The 24,660-nt window shown below is 27.5% G+C and carries 29 protein-coding genes; 22 read left to right on the forward strand and 7 right to left on the reverse strand.

All coding sequences use genetic code 11. The features are described 5' to 3' along the window. Position 1: 1 nt before the first annotated feature. The 10 genes from Q3287_RS04620 to Q3287_RS04665 all read left to right on the forward strand — a co-directional run bounded on the left by Q3287_RS04620 (position 2) and on the right by Q3287_RS04665 (position 10,794). Positions 2-538 (forward strand): NUDIX hydrolase, encoded by a 537-nt coding sequence (locus tag Q3287_RS04620; RefSeq protein WP_054269723.1) that lies wholly within the window; start codon positions 2-4, stop codon positions 536-538. Between the two features lie 68 nt (positions 539-606). Further along, positions 607-1,212 carry a stage II sporulation protein M gene (locus tag Q3287_RS04625; protein ID WP_074178869.1) on the forward strand — a complete coding sequence of 202 codons (606 nt, stop codon included), beginning with the start codon at positions 607-609 and terminating at the stop codon, positions 1,210-1,212. A gap of 11 nt (positions 1,213-1,223) precedes the next feature. After that, a complete protein-coding gene (locus tag Q3287_RS04630; RefSeq protein ID WP_054269725.1) occupies positions 1,224-2,138 on the forward strand; it encodes a tyrosine-type recombinase/integrase in 915 nt (304 codons plus the stop codon). A gap of 41 nt (positions 2,139-2,179) precedes the next feature. Continuing rightward, positions 2,180-3,352 (forward strand): phosphopentomutase, encoded by a 1,173-nt coding sequence (locus Q3287_RS04635; RefSeq protein WP_407963587.1) that lies wholly within the window; start codon positions 2,180-2,182, stop codon positions 3,350-3,352. A gap of 55 nt (positions 3,353-3,407) precedes the next feature. Continuing rightward, positions 3,408-4,220: a purine-nucleoside phosphorylase gene (locus tag Q3287_RS04640; protein WP_407963588.1), complete on the forward strand. Its 813-nt coding sequence runs from the start codon at positions 3,408-3,410 to the stop codon at positions 4,218-4,220. Between the two features lie 186 nt (positions 4,221-4,406). Next, positions 4,407-5,732 carry a pyrimidine-nucleoside phosphorylase gene (locus tag Q3287_RS04645; protein ID WP_054276260.1) on the forward strand — a complete coding sequence of 442 codons (1,326 nt, stop codon included), beginning with the start codon at positions 4,407-4,409 and terminating at the stop codon, positions 5,730-5,732. A 166-nt stretch (positions 5,733-5,898) separates the two neighbouring features. Next, positions 5,899-6,978, forward strand: a complete 1,080-nt coding sequence (mltG, locus tag Q3287_RS04650) for an endolytic transglycosylase MltG (RefSeq protein WP_407963589.1) — start codon at positions 5,899-5,901, stop codon at positions 6,976-6,978. A gap of 171 nt (positions 6,979-7,149) precedes the next feature. After that, positions 7,150-7,824: an O-methyltransferase gene (locus Q3287_RS04655; RefSeq protein ID WP_054269730.1), complete on the forward strand. Its 675-nt coding sequence runs from the start codon at positions 7,150-7,152 to the stop codon at positions 7,822-7,824. Continuing rightward, a complete protein-coding gene (locus Q3287_RS04660; protein ID WP_054269731.1) occupies positions 7,811-9,058 on the forward strand; it encodes a U32 family peptidase in 1,248 nt (415 codons plus the stop codon). The genes Q3287_RS04655 and Q3287_RS04660 overlap by 14 nt, the downstream gene beginning before the upstream one ends. A 71-nt stretch (positions 9,059-9,129) precedes the next feature. After that, a complete protein-coding gene (locus Q3287_RS04665) occupies positions 9,130-10,794 on the forward strand; it encodes a penicillin-binding protein 2 (RefSeq protein ID WP_074178874.1) in 1,665 nt (554 codons plus the stop codon). Positions 10,795-10,889: 95 nt separating this feature from the next. Here Q3287_RS04665 and Q3287_RS04670 read toward each other — a convergent pair whose 3' ends face one another. Together Q3287_RS04670 and Q3287_RS04675 are read right to left on the reverse strand one after the other, a co-directional pair. After that, on the reverse strand, positions 10,890-11,174 hold the full coding sequence (locus Q3287_RS04670; protein WP_021383999.1) for a sigma-70 family RNA polymerase sigma factor: 285 nt from the start codon (positions 11,172-11,174) through the stop codon (positions 10,890-10,892). A 13-nt stretch (positions 11,175-11,187) separates the two neighbouring features. Continuing rightward, positions 11,188-12,714, reverse strand: coding sequence for a recombinase family protein (locus Q3287_RS04675; protein ID WP_407963590.1), 1,527 nt, complete (start codon positions 12,712-12,714; stop codon positions 11,188-11,190). Between the two features lie 331 nt (positions 12,715-13,045). Between Q3287_RS04675 and Q3287_RS04680 the strand changes: the two genes are divergently transcribed. Beyond that, positions 13,046-13,204: a type I toxin-antitoxin system toxin gene (locus Q3287_RS04680; RefSeq protein WP_054269735.1), complete on the forward strand. Its 159-nt coding sequence runs from the start codon at positions 13,046-13,048 to the stop codon at positions 13,202-13,204. 107 nt (positions 13,205-13,311) lie between these two features. Here Q3287_RS04680 and Q3287_RS04685 read toward each other — a convergent pair whose 3' ends face one another. Then, positions 13,312-13,449: a hypothetical protein gene (locus Q3287_RS04685; protein WP_407963591.1), complete on the reverse strand. Its 138-nt coding sequence runs from the start codon at positions 13,447-13,449 to the stop codon at positions 13,312-13,314. 280 nt (positions 13,450-13,729) lie between these two features. Here Q3287_RS04685 and Q3287_RS04690 point away from each other — a divergent pair, with 280 nt between their 5' ends. Then, positions 13,730-13,948, forward strand: coding sequence for a hypothetical protein (locus Q3287_RS04690; RefSeq protein WP_054276266.1), 219 nt, complete (start codon positions 13,730-13,732; stop codon positions 13,946-13,948). 550 nt (positions 13,949-14,498) lie between these two features. Next, positions 14,499-15,113, forward strand: coding sequence for a DUF1653 domain-containing protein (locus tag Q3287_RS04695; RefSeq protein WP_407813341.1), 615 nt, complete (start codon positions 14,499-14,501; stop codon positions 15,111-15,113). A 134-nt stretch (positions 15,114-15,247) separates the two neighbouring features. Here Q3287_RS04695 and Q3287_RS04700 read toward each other — a convergent pair whose 3' ends face one another. Together Q3287_RS04700 and Q3287_RS04705 are read right to left on the reverse strand one after the other, a co-directional pair. Further along, positions 15,248-16,060 carry an alpha/beta fold hydrolase gene (locus tag Q3287_RS04700; RefSeq protein WP_407813342.1) on the reverse strand — a complete coding sequence of 271 codons (813 nt, stop codon included), beginning with the start codon at positions 16,058-16,060 and terminating at the stop codon, positions 15,248-15,250. A 3-nt stretch (positions 16,061-16,063) separates the two neighbouring features. Beyond that, positions 16,064-16,705 carry a TetR/AcrR family transcriptional regulator gene (locus Q3287_RS04705; protein WP_054276269.1) on the reverse strand — a complete coding sequence of 214 codons (642 nt, stop codon included), beginning with the start codon at positions 16,703-16,705 and terminating at the stop codon, positions 16,064-16,066. A gap of 247 nt (positions 16,706-16,952) precedes the next feature. On the opposite strand from Q3287_RS04705, the gene Q3287_RS04710 reads away from it, so the two are divergent. Then, a complete protein-coding gene (locus Q3287_RS04710) occupies positions 16,953-17,462 on the forward strand; it encodes a VanZ family protein (protein WP_054276270.1) in 510 nt (169 codons plus the stop codon). Between the two features lie 239 nt (positions 17,463-17,701). Here the strand turns inward: Q3287_RS04710 and Q3287_RS04715 are convergent, their stop codons facing one another. Beyond that, positions 17,702-17,878: a hypothetical protein gene (locus tag Q3287_RS04715; RefSeq protein WP_054276271.1), complete on the reverse strand. Its 177-nt coding sequence runs from the start codon at positions 17,876-17,878 to the stop codon at positions 17,702-17,704. Between the two features lie 484 nt (positions 17,879-18,362). Continuing rightward, positions 18,363-18,770, reverse strand: coding sequence for a sigma-70 family RNA polymerase sigma factor (locus Q3287_RS04720; RefSeq protein ID WP_074178880.1), 408 nt, complete (start codon positions 18,768-18,770; stop codon positions 18,363-18,365). A gap of 475 nt (positions 18,771-19,245) precedes the next feature. Between Q3287_RS04720 and Q3287_RS04725 the strand changes: the two genes are divergently transcribed. The 8 genes from Q3287_RS04725 (at position 19,246) to Q3287_RS04760 (ending at position 24,648) form a co-directional block, all read left to right on the forward strand. Then, entirely contained in the window at positions 19,246-19,608 is a 363-nt protein-coding gene (locus Q3287_RS04725; protein ID WP_054276276.1) for a hypothetical protein, read from the forward strand. Next, a complete protein-coding gene (locus Q3287_RS04730) occupies positions 19,592-20,275 on the forward strand; it encodes a hypothetical protein (protein ID WP_054269742.1) in 684 nt (227 codons plus the stop codon). Before Q3287_RS04725 ends, Q3287_RS04730 begins: the two co-directional genes overlap by 17 nt. Before the next feature lie 19 nt (positions 20,276-20,294). After that, entirely contained in the window at positions 20,295-20,714 is a 420-nt protein-coding gene (locus tag Q3287_RS04735; protein WP_054269743.1) for a hypothetical protein, read from the forward strand. Then, positions 20,704-21,234, forward strand: coding sequence for a hypothetical protein (locus tag Q3287_RS04740; RefSeq protein WP_054269744.1), 531 nt, complete (start codon positions 20,704-20,706; stop codon positions 21,232-21,234). The genes Q3287_RS04735 and Q3287_RS04740 overlap by 11 nt, the downstream gene beginning before the upstream one ends. Positions 21,235-21,545: 311 nt before the next feature. Beyond that, entirely contained in the window at positions 21,546-22,103 is a 558-nt protein-coding gene (gene efp / locus Q3287_RS04745; protein ID WP_054269745.1) for an elongation factor P, read from the forward strand. A gap of 91 nt (positions 22,104-22,194) precedes the next feature. Next, a complete protein-coding gene (locus Q3287_RS04750) occupies positions 22,195-22,650 on the forward strand; it encodes a CD1247 N-terminal domain-containing protein (protein ID WP_054276277.1) in 456 nt (151 codons plus the stop codon). A gap of 163 nt (positions 22,651-22,813) precedes the next feature. Continuing rightward, entirely contained in the window at positions 22,814-23,524 is a 711-nt protein-coding gene (gene rnc, locus Q3287_RS04755; RefSeq protein WP_021383953.1) for a ribonuclease III, read from the forward strand. A 53-nt stretch (positions 23,525-23,577) separates the two neighbouring features. After that, on the forward strand, positions 23,578-24,648 hold the full coding sequence (locus Q3287_RS04760; protein ID WP_407963592.1) for an elongator complex protein 3: 1,071 nt from the start codon (positions 23,578-23,580) through the stop codon (positions 24,646-24,648). Positions 24,649-24,660: the final 12 nt, after the last annotated feature.

A 24,660-nucleotide genomic window follows, 5' to 3' on the forward strand; every position in this document is an offset into this window, starting at 1 on the left:
GATGGTATTAGAAGAAAAAACTATTAGTAGTGATAGGGTTTATACAGGTAAAGTAATTACTTTAAAGGTCGATACTGTTGAAATTCCAGGGCAAGGATATCAAAAAAGGGAGTTAGTAGAAGTTGGTGGAGCAGTAGGAATAGTTGCAGTTACAGATGATAACAAGATTGTACTAGTTAAACAATTTAGAAAGCCTATAGAAAAGCCAATTTTCGAAATTCCAGCTGGTAAGTTAGAAAAAAATGAAAGTCCAAAAGAATGTGCTGAGAGAGAACTAAAAGAAGAAACTGGGTATAGTGCAAAAAATATTAAATTAATACATAAATTTTTCACTTCAGCAGGTTTTTCCAATGAGATAATGTTTGTATATTTAGCAACAGGGCTTACTCCAGGAGAGAATAATTTAGATGCAGATGAGTTTTTAGATGTATATGAAGTTGAGCTTGAAGAGGCATATAATATGGTATTAAAAAATGAGATTGAAGATGCAAAGACTTCTATTGGATTATTATTAGTAAAAGATATGTTTAAAAATTAATATTTATAAAAATGAATAACCCTTTGTCCTAAAGCATATTATTTTATAAAGGACAAGGGGGAATAAAATTGAGAAGAACATATAGAAGAAATGATTTTAGAGAATTGAATAGACAAATAATTATTATAGGATTATTGTTTATGATGTCTATTGTTATTGGGTCTTACATAAATAAAATCTTGCCAGGTTCTAGTGACAATATATTAAACAATATAAATCCTGCTGTAGAGTATTATAATCTAAATCTAAACATAAAAGAAACAGTTATACAAAATTTGAAGTCAGATGGAATTTTTATGGGCTCAATAGCTCTGTTAAGTCTATTTGTAGTAACGATTCCAGCTGTAATAGTAGTTTTTGTATTAAAAGGTATGTCAATAGGATATACAATAAATAGTTTTATATTAGCATTAAAGTTTAAAAGCGTAAAAATGATTTTAATAATATTATTTAAAAATTTGATTATTATTCCATGTGCAATCATACTAACATTAATTAGTATAAGCTATTTCAAAGAGATGGTTTATGAATTTAAAAAGAACAACAGAAAAAATATGCAATTTTTAATTAAGAGGTATATACTAAATATTATAATTATAATAGCACTATCATTGGGGTTGCAATTAATATTAAATACTGCAAGTATTGGTATTATTAAGTTCCTAGTTAAATAAAGGAGTTTATAATGGATATTATAGAGGGATATATAGATTACATAAAAGATAAAAAAAGATTATCAGAGAATACAGTGGCATCATACTTTATGGATATAAAAAAATATATGGAATATATAAATCAAAAAAGTATTAAACTAGTAGATATAGTTGAAAATGATATTATAAGTTATTTAATAAAGTTGGAAAAAGATAATGTGTCAATAGCTACAATAGCGAGGATGATATCCTCTATAAAATCTTTTCACGATTACTTATTTTTAAATCATGTATGCACAAATAATCCTGCAAAGGACATAAAAAAACCTAAAATAAAAAAAGAAAATATAAATATACTTACAGAAGAAGAAATTGAAAGATTATTGAAGTTTCCAAAGTTAACAACACCTAAGTTGGTTAGGGACAAGGCTATTTTTGAAGTGTTATATGGGACTGGTATAAAAGTGTCTGAATTAGTAGATATGAACATAGAAGATGTTGATTTGGATATTGACTATATATATTGTAATTCATGTTGTAAAAGTCAAAGAGTGATACCACTTTGTGATATCACAAAACTTTATTTGGAGAAGTATTTAAAAGAAGCAAGACCTAAAATGGCTGTAGAAGGTGAAAATTCATTATTTGTAAGTTCATTAGGTCAAAGATTTACACGACAAGGTCTTTGGAAAGTCATAAAGAAATATTCTAATTTAGCTAATATAGATAAAAATATAAATCCTACAATGCTTAGACATTCATTTGCAATTCATTTGTTAAATGAAGGGGCTAACATTGCTGTTGTAAGTAAAATTTTAGGAAACGTTAATCTATCTAGCCTTCAAGTATATTTAAATCATATAGATAAAAACGTGAGAAGAGAAATAAAGGAAAAACATCCTAGAAATGATATTGATATAGAATTACAAAAAGCAGAGGCTAAATAGACTGTATAGCAAATTTTATAATTTAAAAGGAGAGTATTTATATGAGCAGAGTGATTTGGATTGTAATTGACAGTGTTGGGATAGGAGCGTTGCCTGATGCCGAAAAATTTGGAGACAGTAAGGATGTAAGTACTCTTGGAAATATATTTAAAGAATATCCAGATATACAAATTCCTAATATGAGAAAATTAGGCATAGGAAATATAGATGGTGTAGATTTTTTTGAAAGTATAAAAGAGCCAATAGGTTGTTTTGGAAAATGCAAGGAAATGTCTCAAGGAAAAGATACTACCACTGGTCATTGGGAGATGACTGGCATAATAGTTGACAAACCTTTTAAAACATTTGAACATGGATTTTCAAAAGAAATAATAGAAGAATTTGAGCAAAAAACTGGAAGAAAAGTAATAGGAAATAAACCAGCTTCAGGAACTGTAATAATTGATGAATATGGAGAACACCAAGTAAAAACTGGAGATGTAATAGTATACACTTCAGCTGATAGTGTATTTCAAATAGCTGCTAATGAAGAGATAATCCCACTAGAAGAACTTTACAATATGTGTAAAATAGCTAGGGAGATAATGATGGGAGATAATGCAGTTGCTAGAGTAATTGCTAGACCATTTATAGGGAAGAAAACAGGTGAATTTGTTAGAACTTCAAACAGAAGAGACTATTCATTAGACCCATTTGAACCAACAGTTCTTGATAATATAAAAGAGTCAGGGCTTGACGTTTTGGCAGTTGGAAAAATAGAAGATATTTTTAATGGAAAAGGGATTACAGATGCTATCCATACTAATAGTAATATGGATGGAGTAGATGAAACTTTAAATTATATGAAGCAAGAAAATAAAGGTCTGATATATTCAAATCTTGTCGATTTTGATTCTAAATATGGTCATAGAAGAGACCCAGAAGGATATAAGAAGGCCCTTGAAGAGTTTGACAGTAGACTTCCAGAAATAATGGATAATATGAGAGAAGACGACGTTCTTATAATTAATGCAGACCATGGAAATGACCCAACATATAAAGGTACAGACCATACAAGAGAATATATACCAGTTATGATTTATGGGAATAAGGTTAAAAAAGGATTTAATTTAGGAATAAGAGATACTTTTGCTGATATTGGAGCAACTGTTGCAGATATACTAGATGTAAAATTACCTAAACATGGCTCAAGTTTTAAAAAAGAATTATTCTAAATTAAGAGGTAAATAAAAAATTAAAAAATTTAGCTTAACAGAATGGAGGGATTGGATGTTTGAAAATATAGAGCAAAGTAGCAAATTTATAAATTCCAAAATTAGTATAAAACCTAAAATTGGTCTGATATTAGGTTCTGGACTTGGAGATTTGGCAAATGATATAGAAGATTCTGTTACAATTAAATATAGTGAAATTCCAAATTTCCCTGTGTCAACAGTAGAAGGACATGCTGGACAACTTGTTATTGGAAAGCTTGAAGGGAAAGAAGTAGTTGCTATGCAGGGGAGATTTCATTACTATGAAGGATATTCTCAAAAAGAAGCTACTTTTCCAGTAAGAGTTATGAAAGCTTTGGGTGTCGAAACTCTTATAGTAACTAATGCTGCTGGAGGCGTAAATAAAAAGTTTAAAGCAGGAGATTTGATGATTATAAGAGACCATATAAACTTTAGTGGAAGTAACCCATTAGTAGGTAAAAATGATGATAGACTTGGAGCTAGATTTCCAGATATGTCAGATGCATATTCTTCTAAATATATAGATACAGTCAAAGATTGTGCAAAGAAATACAATATAGATGTAAAAGAAGGTGTTTATATGTTTTTTAGTGGGCCAAACTATGAAACACCAGCAGAAGTAAGAATGGCTCAAATATTAGGCGCTGATGCTGTAGGAATGTCTACTGTTCCAGAAGTAATAGTAGCAGCACATTCTAATATTAGTGTTATTGGTATATCTTGTATAACTAATATGGCTGCTGGTATCTTAAATCAGCCATTAAGTCATGAGGAAGTAATACAAACTACTCAAAAAGTTAAATCAGAATTTATGAATTTAGTTAAGAGTACAGTAAAAAAATTATAAGTATTTTGAGTGGATTTATAGTGAAATAGTTAATGTATTATTTGAAAAGAATTAATAAGAAGCTGTCTTGATATAGAAAGTTATTTCTAATAAAAGACAGTTTTTTTATAATACTATAATATTTGAAAGTGTTTTGAAGTTTAATATTTATTCAAATTATTACAGATTAGAATGGAGATTTCAAGTATGAGAATGTATGATATTATAAAAAAGAAGAGAGATAAACTAGAACTTAGTAAAGAAGAAATACATTATTTTATAGAAAACTATTCAAAAGGGAATATACCCGATTATCAGGCTTCTGCACTATTAATGTCTATTTATCTAAATAAGATGAATAAACAAGAAACCGTGTATCTTACAGAAGCAATGATGCACTCTGGTGACATTATAAATCTATCAGATATAGAGGGTGTAAAGGTAGATAAGCATAGTACTGGTGGTGTTGGGGATAAGACTACTATAGCTCTTATACCTTTAGTTGCTTCATGTGGAGCACCAGTTGCAAAAATGTCTGGTAGAGGTCTTGGTCATACTGGTGGTACTATTGATAAATTGGAGTCTATACCAGGTTTTTCAACAGAGATGGATATAAATAAGTTTATTGATTCTGTAAATAACTCTAAAATAGCAGTATGTGGCCAAAGTGCAAAGGTAGCAATTGCAGATAAGAAAATATATGCACTTAGAGATGTTACAGCAACTGTTGATAATATATCATTAATAGCATCTAGTGTAATGTCCAAAAAATTGTCCTCAGGAGCGGATGCAATTGTGCTAGATGTAAAAACTGGAGATGGAGCATTTATGAAGACTTTAGAAGAGTCTTTTGAATTAGCTAAATCTATGGTTGATATAGGTACTGGTATGAACAAAGATACAATAGGGATTGTAACAGATATGGATGAACCTTTAGGTTTTGCAATAGGAAATTCTTTAGAAGTTATAGAAGCAATTGAAACTTTAAAAGGAAATGGCCCTAAAGACCTTGTTGAACTATGTGAAGTATTAGGAGCATATATGTTAGTTTTATCAAAGGTTGCGCATGATTTTGACGATGGTATTGAAAAGATAAGAGAATCTATAAAATCTGGAAGTGCTATACAGAAACTTAAAGAATTTATAGAAAATCAAGGTGGAAATAAAAATGTAGTAGATGATTATTCTTTATTCAAAAAACCAAAGTATAAACATCCAGTTAAATCAAACAAATCAGGTTATATAAGTAAAATTAAGGCTGAAGAAGTTGGTTTATCAGCAATGATTCTTGGAGCAGGTAGAGAGACTAAGGCGGATATTTTGGATTTATCAGCAGGGATAGTCTTAGAAAAGAAAGTTGGAGATTATGTAAATGAAGGTGAAGTTTTAGCATATTTGTATTATGATGATGAACAAAAGTTTTTATTAGCAAAAGACAGATTTGTTAATTCATATTCAATTGTAGATGAAAAAATAGAAAAAAATAAATTAATATATGGTATCGTAACACAGTGTGGAATTAAAAAGTTTTAGAAAATTTTAGAAAAGTGATTATAAAAGACCTAACATGTCAAAAATAGTGTTAGGTTTTTTATTTTTTTGATATATAAATAAGTTTATTCTACAAGATGATTGAAAATTACAGTATCTAGATTTATAATAGAAAATGGATAAATATACATAAGGAGTAGATTATATTATGAATTTTAAAGAAAATAGATTAAAAATAGCAGCATTAATAATTGTTATTTTAATTATCTTAGCAGGGGTGTTTATATCCATGCAAATAGGTCCTTATAATAAAAATAACAAGAATGATGTAATTATTGATATTCCAAGTGGAGCATCTGTCGGAAAGATATCTGACATATTATATGAAAATAAATTAATAAAAAATGAACTATTATTTAAACTCTTGGTAAAGGTTAGTAATAAAGCTCCATCCATAAAATCAGGAACATATTTACTTAACCAATCGTATTCAAATAATGATATAATAACTCTTTTGGTTTCAGGTAAAATATATCAGGATGGTGTAAAAATTACTGTTCCAGAGGGTGCTACATCCAAAGAAGTTATAGCGATGTTAGTGAATAAAAATTTAGGAGATAAAGCTACTTTTGAAAATTTAATAAAAAAACCTCAAGAATTTTATGATAAATTTGCGTACTTGAAGGAGGATGGAATAACTTCTTTAGAAGGATTCTTATATCCAGAAACTTATTATTTTAATTCAAAAAAACAATCAGAAAAAGACATTTTAAGTGAAATGTTAAAGGTATTTGATAGTAAATATACGGACAAGCTTAAAAATAAGCAAAAAGAATCAAAGATGACTCTTCAAGAAGTAATGGAAATGGCTTCAATAATCGAGAAAGAAGCAGTACTTGATAAAGATAGACCAATAATAGCAAGTGTATTTTATAATAGACTTAAAGTAGGTATGCCTCTTCAATCAGATGCGACAATACAATATATATTTGAAGAGAGAAAGAAAATTGTAACATATGATGATTTAAAAATTGATTCACCATATAATAGTTATAAAAATAAAGGTTTACCTCCTACACCAATATCAAATCCTGGTATAAAATCTATTGAAGCTGCACTATATCCAGATAAAACTGATTATCTGTATTTTGTAGCTAAGATTGATGGTGGGAATAACTATAGTACAAACTACCAAGACCATTTAAAATATGTCAAAGAATATAAAGAAGCGAGAGATAAACAGGACAAAGATACAAAAACAACAAATAAAGAAAATACAAAAAAATAAACAATGATTATAAAAAGTCTAACAGGGTAAGAATAATGTTGGGCTTTTTTATTGAAAATTGTTATTCTTAGATTTATAATAAAGAAAGTGTAAACATATATAACAATATGAATTTAAAAAATAATAAATTAAGACAATGTTTTAATATTTATTATTTTAGGGAGTGTTTTTATGAGTAATATAGTTAATGACTTAGTTGAAGATTATATAAGAGTGACATTAAAAGAAAAAGAAGGACTTTTAAAAGACTTAGAAATTTATGCAGAGGAAAATAGCGTTCCTATAATACATAAAGAAGTCTCAGATTTATTAAAAGTCTTATTAAAGATTCAAAAGCCAAAGAGAGTTTTAGAAGTAGGATGTGCAATTGGTTATTCTTCTATTTTTTTTGCAACTATTATAGGAAAAGATGCAGATATAATAACTGTTGAAAGAAATGAAAAAATGATAGAAAAAGCAAAAGTAAATATAAAATTAGCTGGATTTGACGATAACATAACTATACTAGAAGGAGATGCAGAAGAAAAACTTAGTCAAGTCCAAGGTGAATTTGACCTTATATTTATAGATGCAGCTAAAGGTCAATATAAGTTGTTCTTTGATTTAGTTATAGATAAATTAAAAGATGGTGGACTTTTAGTATCTGATAATATTTTATATAAGGGTATGGTTGCACATGATGATTTCGTTATAAGAAGAAAGAAAACCATAGTAAAAAGAATGAGAAATTATTTAGATTATATATGTAATTGTGACTATTTAAGTACATCATTAATACCAATAGGTGATGGTGTAGCACTAAGTTATAAAGAAAGTAAAAGAGGTGACGTAGATGGAATTAAATAAAGTTGAACTTTTAGCTCCAGCAGGTGATTTGGAGAGATTAAAAATAGCTATAACATATGGAGCAGATGCTGTTTATATAGGTGGAGAAATTTTTGGAATGAGGTCTGCTGCAAAGAATTTTAGTAAGGAAGATATGGCAGAAGGAGTAGCTTTTGCACATGAAAGAGGAAAAAAAGTATTTGTAACAGTAAATATAATACCTCATAATGAAGATTTTCTACAATTAGAAGATTATTTATTGGAATTAGAAGAGATAGGAATAGATGCAGTCATAATAGCTGACCCAGGAGTTCTTAGTGTTATCAAAAAAGTAATTCCAAATATGGAAATACATTTGAGTACACAAGCAAATACAACTAACTATTTAAGTGCAAAATTTTGGTATGAGCATGGAATAAAAAGAGTTGTGGTGGCAAGAGAATTATCTTTTGATGAAATATCTGAGATAAGAGCAAAGACACCTTTAGACATGGATATAGAAGCATTTATGCATGGAGCTATGTGTATCTCTTATTCTGGAAGATGCCTAATAAGTAATTATATGACTGGAAGAGATGCAAATAAAGGTTCTTGTGCTCAGTCTTGTAGATGGCAATATCATTTAGTAGAAGAAAAAAGACCTGGTGAGTATTTCCCAATATATGAAGATGAAAGAGGAACATTCTTCTTTAATTCAAAAGATTTATGTATGATAGAGTATATACCAGAATTAATCAAATCTGGTATAACAAGTTTAAAGATAGAAGGTAGAATGAAGACTTCATACTATGTAGCTACTGTTGTAAGAGCATACAGAATGGCAATAGATGAATTTTATAAAGACCCAGAAAACTGGAAATTCAATCCAATGTGGATGGAAGAATTAAAAAAAGGTAGCCATAGACATTTTACATCAGGTTTTTACTTGAATAAACCAACAACAGAAGACCAAAATTATCAGTCAGCATCATATGTTAGAAACTATGATTTTATAGGTATAGTTAGAGAAACAGAAGATGAAGATGGTCTTGTTGTAGTTGAGCAAAGAAATAAAATGTGTGTTGGTGATGAAATAGAGGTCATGGGACCATATAAAGAAACTATGTTCACTAAAATTGAAGAAATGTATAATGAAGAAGGAGAAGCTATAGAGTCAGCTCCTCATCCTAGACAAATAGTTAAATTAAAGCTATCAGTAAAAGTTGGTAAGGATTATATGCTTAGAAAAGTTATAGAAGAGAAGGTTGAAGAATAATAAAAATTTGATAAATATAGTATTAGCCCCTTAGAAATTGTCAATAATGAAATTATCTAAGGGGTGATTTCATGTCAAAAAAGAAGACTCCATTTTTGAAAAAAGTGGGAAAGAGAAGCTGGTATATATTTACTATAATTTTGATAATTTATAGTGCTTTAATTTATAGACTAGTTGATATACAAGTATTAAAAGGTGATAAATACAAACAGAGTGTAGAATCGCAAAGTGTTGAGAAAGTAGAGTTAAATAGTGGAAGAGGAATAATTTATGATAGAAACAACAAAAAACTTACAGATACAAGTAAAACTCAGGTATTGGTGGTTGAAAAGGAAAAATTAAATAATAACTATAAGATTTTAGAGCTGGTTAAGAAGGCTACTAAGATGAAAGATTTGGATATATATAAGGCTATACAAGAACAATTAACACATCCTATAATACAGATTCAGGCTAAAGATATCGATAATAGAATGAAAAAAGAGCTTGAGAAAAATGGAATAATGATAGAAGAAAAAACTATGCGATATTCAAAAGATGGTTTATTGTCACATACAATAGGATATATAAAAGAGGATGATAAGTCAGGACAAGCAGGAATCGAGAAAAGTATGGACAGTGTGCTTAGAAATTCAAATGAAAAGTATATAAGTGCTTTTAAAGCTGGAGATGCAGGAAATGAAAAATCTCTAAACATACTAAAGGGAAGTGTAAAAACTATTGATGATAAGGCTAAAGATAGACATCTAAAAACTACAATTGATTATGATATTCAGAAAAAATTAGAACAGATACTAGATAAAGAAGAAAACCCTACAGCAGTGGTAATTTCAGAAGCTTCTACAGGTGAAATTCTTGCAATGTGTTCTAGACCTAATTTTGACCAGAATGATATATCAAAAAGTTTGAAAGGAAAAAATGGAGAATTTGAAAATAGAGTTATAAAGGCTACATATCCACCAGGGTCTGTATTTAAGATGGTAGTTTTATTTTCCGCACTTGAAAATGGTGTTGTAGATGAGAACTATACTTATAACTGTACAGGAAAGACTAAAGTTGGAAATACTAATGAAATATTACGATGTAATAAAATAAATGGTCATGGTTTCCAAAATTTAAGACAAACTTTTTCTAATTCATGTAATCCTGCATTTTTAGATATAGCTATGAAACTTGGCAAAGAAAAGATACTTAAATCTGCTGAAAGACTGCATTTATTTGAAAAGGTTGATATTGGTCTTGATGAAGAAAAAGTTAGAGAAGCTCCCAAAAACATATCAATACGAAATTTAGCTATAGGACAAGAAAATATAGAATTTACACCACTTCAAATAAATCAAATGACTCAAATAATGGCTAATAATGGAACATTCAAACCATTATATTTATATAAAAGTCTTGTAGATAATAATATGAATACAATAAAAACTTATAAGTCTTCAAAAAAGGAAGAACTGATTTCTCCTTATGTGTGTACACAAGTTAAAGAGATTATGAAGTCTGTGTCTAAGGATGGTACAGCTAAGGACTTAAAGGATTTAGAAGGTGGATGTGGAGTTAAAACTGGTACAGCTCAAAGTAGTTTAAATAAAAAAGCAATAGACCATGGATGGATAACTGGATTTTATCCTGAAGAAAGACCTAAGTATGTAATAACTGTGTTAGTAGAAGGAACTCAAAAAGGAAGTAAATCTGCAATACCTATATTTAAAGAAATATGTGAAAGCATACAATAAAATTATATATTATAAAATTTAAGGATATATCGTAATTTTTAGATTAAAGACTATGTCTAATACTATTACGATATATCCTTTTAAAAATTATAATATTAACTTTCTTGAACAAGCTCTTTTTCTAGTTTTTTAAGAGCTTTTTTTTCGATTCTAGATACATATGACCTCGATATATCGAGTTTTTGTGCAATTTCTCTTTGCGTTTTATACCCATAAGGAGTTAACCCATATCTTAACTGTACAATTTCTCTTTCTCTAGGAGTAAGAATTTTGTTTAGTTGCTCATAAAGTTTTCCGACTTGAACTTTTAGCTCAACCTCATCAAGAACATGGTTAGCTTCTGTACCAAGTATATCTAAAAGACTTATTTCATTACACACTACGCTTTATATGTTATTGATATAACTGCTTTTCATATAATTTAAGATAGACTGTTAACTCAAAGGAATCTAGTTTTTGTTCTTTAGATTTGTAATAAACAGCTCTATCAATGACAGATTTCAAAAGTTTATTTTTTCCAAGAGAATCTGAATCATGATAAAGAGATAGAACTGTTTTAATATCTTCTATCATTTTTGAAGTATCTTTTTTAACTATATCTAATTTATTTTTTAGTGTTTCTATTGAAAATTTAATTTCTTCAGTTCTTGAATCTATATTATTAGACCTATCAATAAATGTATCTTCATCATATATGCCACGTTCTAATAAATCATACAACTTATTTTTTTGTTTTCCTAATTCTTTTAATTCAGTTTCTAAGCCTTTCAATACTCGTTTTTGAAATTCTATATTATTATCAGTATTACTTTTCTTTAAATCTATATCAGATATTCTTAACTGGTATTTTTTTACTGCATCTTCTAATGACTTCAAAATAGCAGATTCAACAAATTCAAAGCGAGAACTCTTATTACAACCAGGATGATAACAAATTATATAGTCATGGTCTGTATATGGTCTATATACTAGAGGTCTACCACAGTTTTTACAGATTACTATGCCTGCAAGTGGATTCTTTATTTGATTACCATAACTAACATGACCATTTTTATTAAGTATATTCTGAGCTTTTTTCCAAACCAATTCACTTATTAGAGGTTCATGTTTACCTTTCGCTTCAATCCATTCGTCTTTAGGTCTTAATTTAACTGTTTTTATTTTATTTGGATTTTTGGATTTTTTATAATCTTTCTTTCGCCATTGTATATAACCACAATAAACTTTGTTTTTTATTATATTTGTTATTGCGGAGTTATACCAACTAGCACCTGTAGCAGTTTTAATTCCTAGATTGTTTAGATATTTAGATATTTTACTACAACCCATATCTTCATTAATATATAGGTCAAAGATAGTTCTAACTACATCAGCATCTTTATTTGGTACAAGAATTCTTTCTTTTCTACCTGTAGTTACAGCGTCATATCCAAATGGGGCAGAAGTACCTATAAAATTTCCTTCCTCAACTGATTTTATTCTTCCTCTTTGCATTCTTCTTGATATAAGTTTTAGTTCTTTTCTTGCCATAAATGCTTCAAATTCTGAGTATTCTTCATCAAATTCATCTGTTAAGTCATACGTTTTTCTAGGTGTTATAATTTTAGTTTTACTTTCTTTAAAAGTTTCTAAAATTATACCTTGGTCTTTCATATCTCCACGACCAAGTCTGTCTAAATCCATTACTAATACTGAATCATATTTATTTTCTTCAACTTCTTTTAGAAGTTCAATCATTTTTGGTCTATGTATTATACTTTCTCCAGATACCAGTTCTTCTTTTATTTCAAGTACATTTAGATTTTGGTCTTTTGCTAGTTTTAATAGAGTTGATTTATGTCTGCTTAGAGTTTCAAATTCTCCTTGCTTTTCTGCCTCTTCATCAGCACGGGATTTTCTTAAGTATATAGCAACACTCATATAAGTAATCACACTCCTTAAATATAGTATATTAGTTATATAAGGAGATATTTCATGTTAAGCAAAATTAGTTAAGATTGTAAAAATAGTATTAAAATATCGCATGAATTGATAGCATATGTTGGTATAGTCTAAAGTTTACTTATAATATTTGCTGTAAAGCCATTATCTGCTCTAGTCGTTTATTACCTTAAACAGGTGTTTTTAATTATATAAGTCACCAGAATATGTTATAATAATTCTAGCAAGAAGTTGTAACCTACAATCTAAGAGTGGAGTTCATACAAACAAAGGATTATCCTCCCCATTTTAAGAAGGGAGGTGATTATGTATGGATAATTTTTTACTAAGTATATTAGCCAGTATTATGGCTAGCTATATAGTTTACTTGATAAGTAAGTTATTTAGAAAACGTAAAAAACCACTCAAAGCTGGCACTAAGAGTGGTTGGGAATTTGACTTTAAAATCAAATTCCATAAGTTTAAATAATTTCTAGTTTTTTAATCACGAACTTCACTCTACACCACATAGATTGCAGTTCTTCTTGCTTTTATTATATCACAAATTGGTATAAATATTCAAAAATAATAATTTTACTACATAGTAAAAGCATATAGTATAGTTTTTATACCATTAGTTCTCCTAGAAATTTGTTCTTTTCCTTCACCTATTAAAGTGACTATATCTATAAATATTAAGTATCCTTTCATTTTTCCATAATATTTCTCACTCATGTATTATTTTGTTATTATTAAGCTCTGTTTAATACATTTATCTGTTTTAATTTAACAACATTTCTTTCTCAATATCCACCGACTCCTGCAAAATAAGGTTACAACATAAATTAAATACAATGTATCTATGATTGTAGTGATTGTTCATAGTACTATATTTCTAATTTTAAAATCTAAATTAAGATAGTAAATACATGTCAAATTAAAATTCTAAAAACAAGATATATATTGAGTATAAGACAAGTATCTGGACTCATATTTTATAACAAGGGGTGATATTGTGAAAATACTACAACAATTTAAACCATTTAAATATGATACAGAAAAAGATATAGAGTATGATGAAAAGATTATAGCTAATCAAAGTACAGAAGTCTATATAATATATCCGCGTATTTCTAATGAAGAGAATAAAAGAAGATGGGAAGAATTTGATGCTGTAGCTAAAGAAGTAGCCATTAATATATCAATGAAAAAAGCTGATACAGTAGAATGTTAATAAAGTATAGAAGTTGCTACTATTTAGCGCTTCTTTGACATAAAGTTGGACAAGTATTTTTAAACAACTAGGATATTAATTTACTTAGTTGATATAAGATAAAAGCGAAGAAATTTAAAAGGAATTTTTATTTTATAAAAATAATTGAATCTATAATTATAAAAGAATTTATGATTCATAGTTAATGTTAGGTTATGAAATATGTAGAAGATTTAATAATAGCAATAAAACTTGAAGAAAACTTGAAGTGTAAAAAGCTTATGTAAGATGTATTATAGAAGTTGAATCATGACAATTGTAATATGCAAAAAAATTGAGTTTGTATATTATTTGCCATAAATGTTGGATATACATTCTAACTGTGAGAAGAATTTTACTGAAAACATATATCATATTTGTAGTAACAAATAAAATTATAATCAATAGGTTAATGTGTTATTTAAATATTAAAGGAGTTTTATATAAGATATATTAAATAATTGAAATTATAAAGATACTAGTTAAAAAAATAATATGAATATGAAATGGGTGAATTAGGAGGATTTAAGTAGTGGCTAAAAATGAGTTATTATTAGAGTTACATAAAGTTTTATATAAAATGGAGAAACACTGCAATGATTTTATGAAAAAATCAAGAAAAGGAGATAATCTAAACTGTAGTGATTGTGAATTTTATATAAATAACTATGATTTAAATAATAATAGTTGTTTATATAAAGATATTAAAAATTTTAGGGTATCTGATACTGTAGATATAATGGTTAAAGCTTTAGACATGAAAATATCTAAGGAAAGAAAAGTGAAATATCCATATATATATAAGCATTTTAAAGGTGGCTTTTATGTAACTATAGGAATTAGTAAGCCTGTTGCTTATTTTGAACTTAATAAATCATTGTTTGAAGTTGATAGTTATTATTTGGTAGCAGAAAATGGATTTAATGCAGTACATACTGAAACTAATGATATTGTGATTATATATAAAGACTCAGATGGCAATTTCTATCATCAAAAAGAAATAGATTGTGAAGAACTAGTGATTTATAAGTCTTTATATAGTGGAACTGGAGCATTTGCAAGGCCAATAGATATTTTTTTGTCTAAAGTAGATAAAGAAAAGTATCTTAATACAGCACAAGAGTATAGATTTGAGGAGTTTGAGTAGTTAACTATGATGTTTCTACTAAGGTCATATTGATACTATAAAAAATTGTAGAATATACTATCAACTTCAACAATAAAGTATGTTTTACAAAATACCGTAAAGCCACATAAATACTAGATCTATGTGGCTTTGTCTTACTTCATTAGAAAGTTTAAAACTCGATTATTAAAGTCTTTTGCCTCTTCATAGGTAGCGTGGCCAAGACCTTTGTATATAAATAATTCACTATTCTTGATTCCTTCTGCTAATTCTAAAGATGACTTTGTCCCTACAATACTATCATTGTCGCCTCCAATAATTAAGGTTGGAGATGATATTTTATCCAATTTAGAATAGGAATTATGCTCAATACATGAAGTGGCTTGTATAAGAAATCTTCTAAAATCTTTTGGTTTGCCAATATTTACAAGAAGCGGATAGAAAAAACGATATTTTTTTAAATATTTTTCTGAGTATGATTTTTCTGCTATGTCAATCATTAGACTCTTATAATCACTTTGCTCTGCCATCTTCATCCAACTACCAACGACTTCTTGTATGGTTTCATTTTGTTTTGATGAGGTAACCACCAGCATAAGTTTATTAACTAAATCTGGATAATCGGCAGCAAGATATTGTGCTATCATTCCACCTTGAGATACTCCCATAATATCTGCCTTTAAAATCCCAAGAGTTTTCATGACTTTTGCTTGGTCTCTAGCCATATCTCTTGTAGAATAACCTTCTTTCAAACAGTTTTTTCTGCTGAACATATACACCTTAAACTTTTGAGCAAATTGCTTATAACTCAATGCAAAAGCGATTGCCTGTATCTGCCCATGAATTGGGGAAAGTCCATCCCCCAAACCTGGCAAGATAATCAGTGGTTTTTGGCCTTTTCCAAACTCAATATAATTCACTGTTTCCTTGTCTACTACTACTTGATGGAATCGAGAACCATAAAACATATTTTACACCTCTTTCTTTTCACTAATAAGTCCACATTTTAAAATTGTTATGTGGTCTGTAAGGCTATTAACATATTCCTGTCGTATATTATCAATATTTGTATTGTCTTGTATCTGAATATGAGACAAAAAATCCTCATTAAACCCAGTTAAAAACCATTTTAAAATATCAATACTCTTTTTCTTATCAAACCTAAGTACTGATGTGTCTACATCATACAATAGCTTATAATAAATGCTTTGGCTTTCCAGGCCATACTGTGCTTCAACTTTTTGATAGATTTCAGTATTACTTTTGGTAAATGCAGTAGCAATCAATTTATATTCATTGGGGTGCTTAATATACCAATCAAATTCCAATTCTGAATATTTAATGATTCTTTCGAACAACTCTTTTGGAAGAAAATCTATTTCCTTTGCTAAACTCACCATAAGCTCTTGTGTAACAGAATCGAGTATATAGAAGTACAATTCATCCTTATTTTTAAAGTATTTGAAAAGACTTCCCTTGCTAATACCTGCATTTTGGACAATTCTATTTGTTGAACTATTTTCATATCCATATTTAGCAAATTCATCAATACTAACCCTAGTAATCTTGTTACGTTTTTCTTCACCTAGTTCAAGAAATATATTAGTAGGCATAATAACTCTCCTTTTTAAATGACCATATGGTCACTGATTAGTTTTAAAATGGTGACCATGTGGTCACTATAATGAGTATATCCTGTATATATTTTTCTGTCAACATACTTTAAAGAAAAGCTATTAATGTGTAAATAGTATGATTCATGTAATTTTATAAAGACTAAAGAAATAGTTGACATACAAATTGTATTACTATATCATTGTATTAAGAGCTTAATACAATGATATAGTAAGGAGGCAATGAATGAAAGCTAGAAAATATAATATTACAAAAGGATTGTTTATAGTATATATAATCATTTTGACATGGATAATACTATTTAAGATGCAATTTGATATTTCATCACTTGAAGCAATGAATCTTAGAAATATAAACTTAGTGCCTTTTGCTGGTTCGCTTATAGTTAATAATAGAGTAGACATATCAGAGATTATATTAAATGTAGTTGTATTTGTACCATTTGGGATATATTTATGTATGCTAAAAGGAGAGTGGAGTTTTATAAAAAAGGTTGTACCTATTTTTTTAACAAGTTTAGTTTTTGAAACACTTCAATATATATTTGCAATAGGTGCAAGTGATATAACCGATTTGATAGGAAATACATTAGGAGGAATAATAGGAATAGCAGTTTTTGTGTTATTGTCAAAAATATTTAAGGACAAGACAATAAAAATAATAAATATACTAGCATTGATTGTAACAGTTGTTGTGATATTATTTTTAGGATTGCTTATTATTACAAATTTATAAAGTCAATTAAAGTGTATATTAATAATGATGATGTGATTAATCAAAAGTAATAATAAACTTATAATAAATAGTAAAATACAATTGTATAAGAATTTAATTATAAATAAAAGCACATTAAATGATGTGGGTCCAGTTGAATATCGTACTCATGCCATTTAATGTGCTTTTTATAGTATTTACTTGATAGGGTCATATCTATATATAGGTGTTTTCATAAATTATCATGGAAGTATTATATCTTAAAAATTTTGAATATTTAATTCTTGATTTTCTTTTGTCTTTTCTAATAAATCTAAAGCACAATTGATACAAACCTTGATGTCTGCATTGGTACTTTTATCATAATAAGTTATATATTTATTTCTATATTCATCTATTTCTTTTCCACAACAACTACATAATACGATTATGCTCATATTTTAATTCCTCCGTCTCTGATTATTCTTAATATATTCAATAGTGTAATTTTTCTGAAAATAATAATTGTTAAAACTCTATCAACTTGACCTTTATTTTCTTATTATAATGCATTTTAATAAAAAAATAAAGGCTATATATAAAATATTTATAGAAAAAAGTATAATATGGAATGTTTTATAAAATTTTATTATTTTTTATAATAATAAAATATACATTAATATCCATAAAATGACAAAGATGAAAAAACTATTAAAATAGAATATTTCTAGTTTTAATATAAAATACTTGTTTGCTATATGTATAACAATTTATTTAAGAGTATGATTTGGGTATTATATAGTGGTAAGGTAATACCTAAAAAAATTAGCTGATTTAGTTAGATTTTTAAAATATTAAAAAATATATGCTTATACTTAACAATATAATTGATATGTATTTTTGTTTGATATAATTAAGAAAAAATTTTGATATGAGCTTATTTTACACAACAGAGTAATACATATAAAGAGTAGTATTTATTTCATTACCTTCTTTATCTGTTCCGATAGGGTCTTGTAGAGATACTTGAGTTTTATTTTTTTTGTTGGATCTAATATTCATTAAAATCTCATTTTCAATACATCTAGAAGCATATGTTGCTAATCGAGTTCCTTTATCTATGTTATAAGTTTCTATAGCTTTTATTAATCCTATTGTACCTATGGATATTAAATCATCTTGGTCTTCCGTCGAATTATTATATTTTTTTGCTATATAAGCTACTAATCTCATGTTTCTTTCAATCAATGTATCCTTTGCACTTTTATCATTTTCTATTTTAAATTTAGTTAAATACTCAATCTCTTCTTCAGGGGTTAAGGGTTTTTCAAAAGATTTAAGAGCTGCCAATAGGTCACCCCCTTTTCAACGGTCACTTTAAATTATATGAAGAAGACTTATCCAAGTTGACTGTTATCTAATAAAATAATATGTATACTTTTAGAATTTAAAACATATATTTACAAACTTTTGACCATTATATAACATAAAAAATGAGAACTTAAGTTTAAATTTTTGTTGTATATATATGAAACAAGACGAAGGAATTATTAACTTATTCAGTATAAATTGAAATTTAAATGTCAATAAATATAAAGGAGAAAGGATTATAAACAGTGAAACAAAGTTTTTCACTAATCATGCATAATTGTTTATTTGGATGATATTGATTACAAAGCTAGATTAGTAGGGGTAGTTAATATTATTAAAAATGAAGGTGGTGTACTAAAATGAAAAAAATTATATAAGATATTTATAAAGAAAATTTATAGTTAAATTTTTATATACTTTTTATATACAAAAAATTATTGAGAGGTTTTTATTATTGAAAACAAAAAAGAATGGTTTTATATCAATCGAATGTATAATGAGTATTGCTATATTATATGTTACTGTTTATTTAGTGTCGACATCTTTATATAGTTGCTATAGTTTTGTATGTAGAAATGAATCTGATAGAGAAATGTTAAGCACTGTAAAAAAATATATGGAAGATGAAAAGTACAGAATAAAAAATAGTAAATATGAGTTGATTGAGAATGGAACAAATAAAAATTACATAAATGGATATGAAGTTATCAGTACAGTAAAACAAATTTTAGATTATTATCAATGTTATGAAATAAATATAGAAATAAAAAATAATTTTAAAAAATTGAGGTTTACTAGTTATGTTACTAGACAATAGAGGTTCTATATTAATAATGACATTGATAATATTTTCTATTATAAGTACTGTGTGCATTATGTCTATAGGATTAATTTATACACATAATAATATATATGAGTTAGAATGTAAGGACATTCAATTAAAAGAAACTTCTTTGAGTGGAATAGAACTATCAATAAGTAATGTATATTCTTGTGTAAAGGAAGCTATTAATATATCAAATAATGAAGACGAATTTAAAACATATTTCTTAGGAAATAATATGATTAATTGTATAAAAAAAATAAAAGATACATCTTATAGCAACTTAGATAAAGTTTCTTTAAAGGTAGAGAATAATACTATATATGATAGAGGAGATTTTTTTGAATTAGATATAACAAGTACAGTTAAAGAGAAAAACTTTTTAAAAGTCATAAAAGTGAGAGTGAAAATTAAAAATCCATGGGTAGGGATTGATATTGAAGATTATATGGATGAGTCTCATAGTAAGGTATTTAATGAATATAAGCTACTTGAAGAAAATGAAATCTTAAATGAATTTGAAGATGCGAGTGAAAATATGAATAATCAAGAACGTGAAGAGTCTACAGACGAAGAAATTAAACAAGATATAATTGAAAATATAAAAAAGAATTTTGATGAAAAAAATTTAGTACATGTGTATAAGTATAGAGGTGTATAACTTTGAAAAAAGAAGGAATGTGACTGTAGTAGAATTAGTGGTATCTATTAGTATAATATTATTGATAGCTACATTATCGTTTCCAAAAGATAATCTTGAAAATCAAAAGATAAATTTATTTGCACATCAACTCTGCTCAGATATAAGATATGTTAGAAGAATTAATATGTTTAGTGATTATGATACATATATATATTATATAAATCAAGATAAACAAGAAGGATATGTATTGAGAAAAGATGGTAAAAATGTTAAATCTATAGTACTACCTAAAAATGTAAAGATAGCAAGAAGTATAGATATAATAAAATTTAAATCTGATGGCTCACCTCAAAAAGCATCTACAATAGAGATATATAATCATAGACTAAGAAAAACTATAACAATAACACCTGTAAGTGGAAGAGTACTTCTGAAAGAGGGAAAATATGAAACGTAAACATGGTTACTTACTTTTAGAAAGTATAGTATCATTAGCTTCAATTGTAATATTGATAATGGTTTTATATTCTGTATTTGTGATTACAATAAATTTAAAACTTAAAATAGAAGATAACATAGAATTACAACAACAAAGTCTTGAAATTGTAAAATCTATGGAAGGAATTATTAGTAATTCCATGGGAATAATAAATCTATCTAATAATGAAGAAAGTTTTAAAAGAACAACATCTATAAAATGCAGATATGTGGATGAAGGTTTAACTGATAATGAGGAATATATAAGTAACAAAGAAATTATATTAAATGAAAGAAGAAATAAGCTATTTGTAAATTCTTTAAATGGTGAAAGTAGTCAAGCAGGTGGTTATGAAATTGGAGATTATGTAGATGAAATGTATGTGTCGATGTCCAATAATGGCCAATATGTTAATATAAAATTGAAATTATCAAAACGTAGTCAAAACTATGAAACTAAATTCAAAATAAAAATATGGAACTTTAGTGAAAGCATATGAAAACACATAAGTTTGAGAAAAAGAAATAACATCAATAAATCATATAAAGCGTAATTATTGAGAACTATATAATTAAATAATATCAACATATAAAATGTATAGACTAAGATTGTAGAGGAGAATAATAAAAATATAGAATAAGTAATTTGCCAAATACTTGTTTATATTGTATAACTTATGATATTATGATATTAGTAAAAATTTGTAATCCTGACTTGACAGAATTCAAGTAAGAGATATAATTTTAAAGGCATAGTAATGTAAAATTTACTAAAAAATAAGAAATTTATTTTAATATGGAGGAACAAGAAATGGTATCAGCAGGTGATTTTAGAAAAGGTGTTACATTTGAAAAAGATGGACAACCATGTTTAGTAGTTGATTTTCAACACGTTAAGCCAGGTAAAGGAGCTGCTTTCGTTAGAACTAAATACAGAAACTTAAAAACAGGAGCTATAAGAGAAGAAAGTTTCAATCCAAGTGAAAAATTCCCTAAAGCTGTTATAGATACAAGACAAATGCAATATCTATACAATGATGGTGAGTTATATTATTTTATGGACCAAGAAAATTTTGAACAAATACCATTAAACTATGAGCAAGTTGAAGATGCAATTAAGTTCTTAAAAGAGAATGAAGTTGCTACAATAAGATTTTATCAAGGGCAACCATTCCAAGTGGAAGCTCCAAACTTTGCAGAGTTAGAAGTTATAGATACAGAGCCTGGTATAAAAGGTGATACAGCAAGTAATGTAACTAAAGCAGCTACAGTTGAAACTGGAGCAGTTGTTCAAGTTCCATTATTTATAAATACTGGAGATAAAGTAAAGATAGACACTAGAACAGGTGAATATTTATCAAGAGTATAAAACTTTATGTATATAAAAGCTTATATGTCTTAATAATATAAGATATATGAGCTTTTAGTTTATATATAAAAAAGAAAGCGAGGGGTGTTACATGAAACATTTATATGAAGAAGTTGCATACTTAAAAGGCCTAGCAGAAGGACTAGAAATAAGTGCTGAAAGCAAAGAAGGGAAAATGATACATAAAATAGTTGATGCATTAGAAGTATTTGCAGATGCTATTGTAACATTGGATGAAGAGCAAGAAGAACTTCAAGATTTTGTTGAATCTATAGATGAAGATTTAGCAGATTTAGAAGAAGAAATCGCTGACATGGAAGATGATCTTTATGAAGATGATGAAGATGATGACGATGAGGACTTCAGCTATATAGAAATGGAATGCCCAAATTGTGGAGAGTTAGTAGAAATAGACGAAGATTTATTATATGATGATGAAGTGGATGTTGTTTGTCCTGATTGTAAGGCTGTAATATTATCATCAGAAGATGATTGTGATGATGATTGTGCATGTGGTGGTTGTTCAAGTTGTGATGATAGAGAGTAAAAATTCATAAGAAATAAAACTGCCTATGATGCCTATGAGATAATTTTGTTTCATAGGTAGTTTTATTTTTATGAGGAAGGGTATTGTGTATTTTGGTTTTGCAATACTTGGACAAAAATAGTACACTAGAATTTATAGAATAGGATTTTGGAGGGATGTAGTTATGAAAATAAGTAAAAAATTACTAGATAATATACAAAGATTTGAAAATGTTATAAATTATAAATTTAAAAATAAAGAATATATACTAGAAGCTCTTACTCATAGTTCATATTCTAATGAAAATAAAAAATATAATTTTAACGAAAGATTGGAGTTTTTAGGGGATTCAGTTTTAGGTATAGTGATAAGTGATTATTTATTCAATGAAGAAACTAATCTACCCGAAGGGGAACTAACTAAACTTAGAGCAAATATAGTTTGTGAAGATTCATTGAGTGAAGTAGCTAATGATATAAATTTAGGTGTTCACATGTTATTAGGCAGAGGAGAAGAGGCAACTGGAGGAAGACATAGAACTTCAATACTAGCAGACGCATTTGAAGCTGTAATAGCTGCGATATATCTTGATGGAGGCTTTGAAAGTGCAAGACAGTTTATACTGAATTATATGGAAAATATAATTTATGATTCAAGAAAAGGAAATATATTCAGAGACTATAAAACACATCTTCAAGAAGTGTTACAAGGGAATGGTGAAAATAATATTTGGTACAGGCTTATAGAAGAAAAAGGGCCAGACCATAATAAAAGATTTGTAATGGAAGTTGGAATCAATGAAGATGTTCTGGGTATAGGAGAAGGTAAGAGTAAAAAAGAAGCTGAACAATTAGCTGCTAAAGTAGCTTTAAAGAAAAAATTATGGGAAAAATAAATGTAATATGTAAAAATATAAAAAGAAATATTTATATTAGAAGGATGTTGTAGATGAAAAAGAGAATTATACCTATATTTGTTCCTCACAAAGGGTGTCCTCATGATTGTATATTTTGTAATCAAAAAAAAATAACAGGTGTGAGTACTGATGTTACAAGTGAAGATGCAAGAAAGATAATTGAAGAATGTTTAGAGACTATAGATAAAGATGCTGATGTAGAAATAGCATTTTTTGGTGGTAGCTTTACTGCGATAGATATTGATACACAAAAAAGTCTGTTATCAGTTGCCAAAGAATATGTAGAAAAAGGAATTGTGAAAGATATTAGAATGTCTACAAGACCAGACTGTATCAACGAAGAGATACTAAGTATGTTAAAAGACTATAAGACTAGCATAATTGAACTAGGAGTACAATCTTTAGATGAAAAAGTATTATTAGATAGTATAAGAGGTCATCAAGCAGAAATTGTATATAAGAGTTCAAAAATGATAAAAAATAGTGGAATTAAACTTGGTTTGCAGATGATGATTGGTCTTCCAGCTGATACAGAAGAAAAATGTATATTTACAGCAAAGAAATTTGTAGAGCTAAAACCAGATTGTGTTAGAGTGTATCCAACTTTAGTAGTAAAAGATACAGGGCTTGAAAAATTGATGGAGCAAAATGAGTATAGTCCATTTACTCTTGATGAAAGTATAAGTATAGTAAAGAAAGTTCTTGTATTGTTTTATGTTAATAATATAAATGTAATAAGAGTTGGACTTCAAGCTACTGATGATATACAAATTGGGAAAGCTGTTTTAGCAGGACCATATCACCCTGCATTTAGAGAATTAGTAGAAGCTGATATGATAAAAGATTATTTGGAATTTATTATTTTACAAAATAAAGATGTAAAACAAATGTTGGTGAAATCAAATAAAAAGAATATTTCTAAGATAATAGGAAATAAAAAAACAAATGTGAAGTATATGAAAGAAAAATTTGGTGTGATTTTAAAAACACAAGAATCAGATTTAGATATAAATCAATTAGAAATTGTGTTAGATGGAAAAAGTTTAATTATTGCTAATATGATAGACATTCATAGAAAATTGTATGACATTTATGACCTTTAGTTTTAACGATGA

The sequence above is a fragment of the Clostridioides sp. GD02404 genome, assembly GCF_045898275.1.
GTDB lineage: Bacteria > Bacillota > Clostridia > Peptostreptococcales > Peptostreptococcaceae > Clostridioides > Clostridioides difficile_A.

Bases quoted from the DNA above. Each gene is read 5' to 3' on its own strand.
- Q3287_RS04620 (WP_054269723.1), top strand. From the start codon at position 2: ATGGTATTAGAAGAAAAAACTATTAGTAGTGATAGGGTTTATACAGGT.
- Q3287_RS04635 (WP_407963587.1), top strand. From the start codon at position 2,180: ATGAGCAGAGTGATTTGGATTGTAATTGACAGTGTTGGGATAGGAGCG.
- efp (WP_054269745.1), top strand. From the start codon at position 21,546: ATGGTATCAGCAGGTGATTTTAGAAAAGGTGTTACATTTGAAAAAGAT.
- Q3287_RS04660 (WP_054269731.1), top strand. From the start codon at position 7,811: ATGGAATTAAATAAAGTTGAACTTTTAGCTCCAGCAGGTGATTTGGAG.
- Q3287_RS04760 (WP_407963592.1), top strand. From the start codon at position 23,578: ATGAAAAAGAGAATTATACCTATATTTGTTCCTCACAAAGGGTGTCCT.
- Q3287_RS04685 (WP_407963591.1), bottom strand. From the start codon at position 13,449: ATGAGTGAGAAATATTATGGAAAAATGAAAGGATACTTAATATTTATA.
- Q3287_RS04680 (WP_054269735.1), top strand. From the start codon at position 13,046: ATGGATAATTTTTTACTAAGTATATTAGCCAGTATTATGGCTAGCTAT.
- Q3287_RS04730 (WP_054269742.1), top strand. From the start codon at position 19,592: ATGTTACTAGACAATAGAGGTTCTATATTAATAATGACATTGATAATA.
- Q3287_RS04700 (WP_407813342.1), bottom strand. From the start codon at position 16,060: ATGTTTTATGGTTCTCGATTCCATCAAGTAGTAGTAGACAAGGAAACA.
- mltG (WP_407963589.1), top strand. From the start codon at position 5,899: ATGAATTTTAAAGAAAATAGATTAAAAATAGCAGCATTAATAATTGTT.
- Q3287_RS04630 (WP_054269725.1), top strand. From the start codon at position 1,224: ATGGATATTATAGAGGGATATATAGATTACATAAAAGATAAAAAAAGA.
- Q3287_RS04740 (WP_054269744.1), top strand. From the start codon at position 20,704: ATGAAACGTAAACATGGTTACTTACTTTTAGAAAGTATAGTATCATTA.
- Q3287_RS04645 (WP_054276260.1), top strand. From the start codon at position 4,407: ATGAGAATGTATGATATTATAAAAAAGAAGAGAGATAAACTAGAACTT.
- rnc (WP_021383953.1), top strand. From the start codon at position 22,814: ATGAAAATAAGTAAAAAATTACTAGATAATATACAAAGATTTGAAAAT.
- Q3287_RS04710 (WP_054276270.1), top strand. From the start codon at position 16,953: ATGAAAGCTAGAAAATATAATATTACAAAAGGATTGTTTATAGTATAT.
- Q3287_RS04715 (WP_054276271.1), bottom strand. From the start codon at position 17,878: ATGAGCATAATCGTATTATGTAGTTGTTGTGGAAAAGAAATAGATGAA.
- Q3287_RS04675 (WP_407963590.1), bottom strand. From the start codon at position 12,714: ATGAGTGTTGCTATATACTTAAGAAAATCCCGTGCTGATGAAGAGGCA.
- Q3287_RS04705 (WP_054276269.1), bottom strand. From the start codon at position 16,705: ATGCCTACTAATATATTTCTTGAACTAGGTGAAGAAAAACGTAACAAG.
- Q3287_RS04640 (WP_407963588.1), top strand. From the start codon at position 3,408: ATGTTTGAAAATATAGAGCAAAGTAGCAAATTTATAAATTCCAAAATT.
- Q3287_RS04750 (WP_054276277.1), top strand. From the start codon at position 22,195: ATGAAACATTTATATGAAGAAGTTGCATACTTAAAAGGCCTAGCAGAA.
- Q3287_RS04655 (WP_054269730.1), top strand. From the start codon at position 7,150: ATGAGTAATATAGTTAATGACTTAGTTGAAGATTATATAAGAGTGACA.
- Q3287_RS04665 (WP_074178874.1), top strand. From the start codon at position 9,130: ATGTCAAAAAAGAAGACTCCATTTTTGAAAAAAGTGGGAAAGAGAAGC.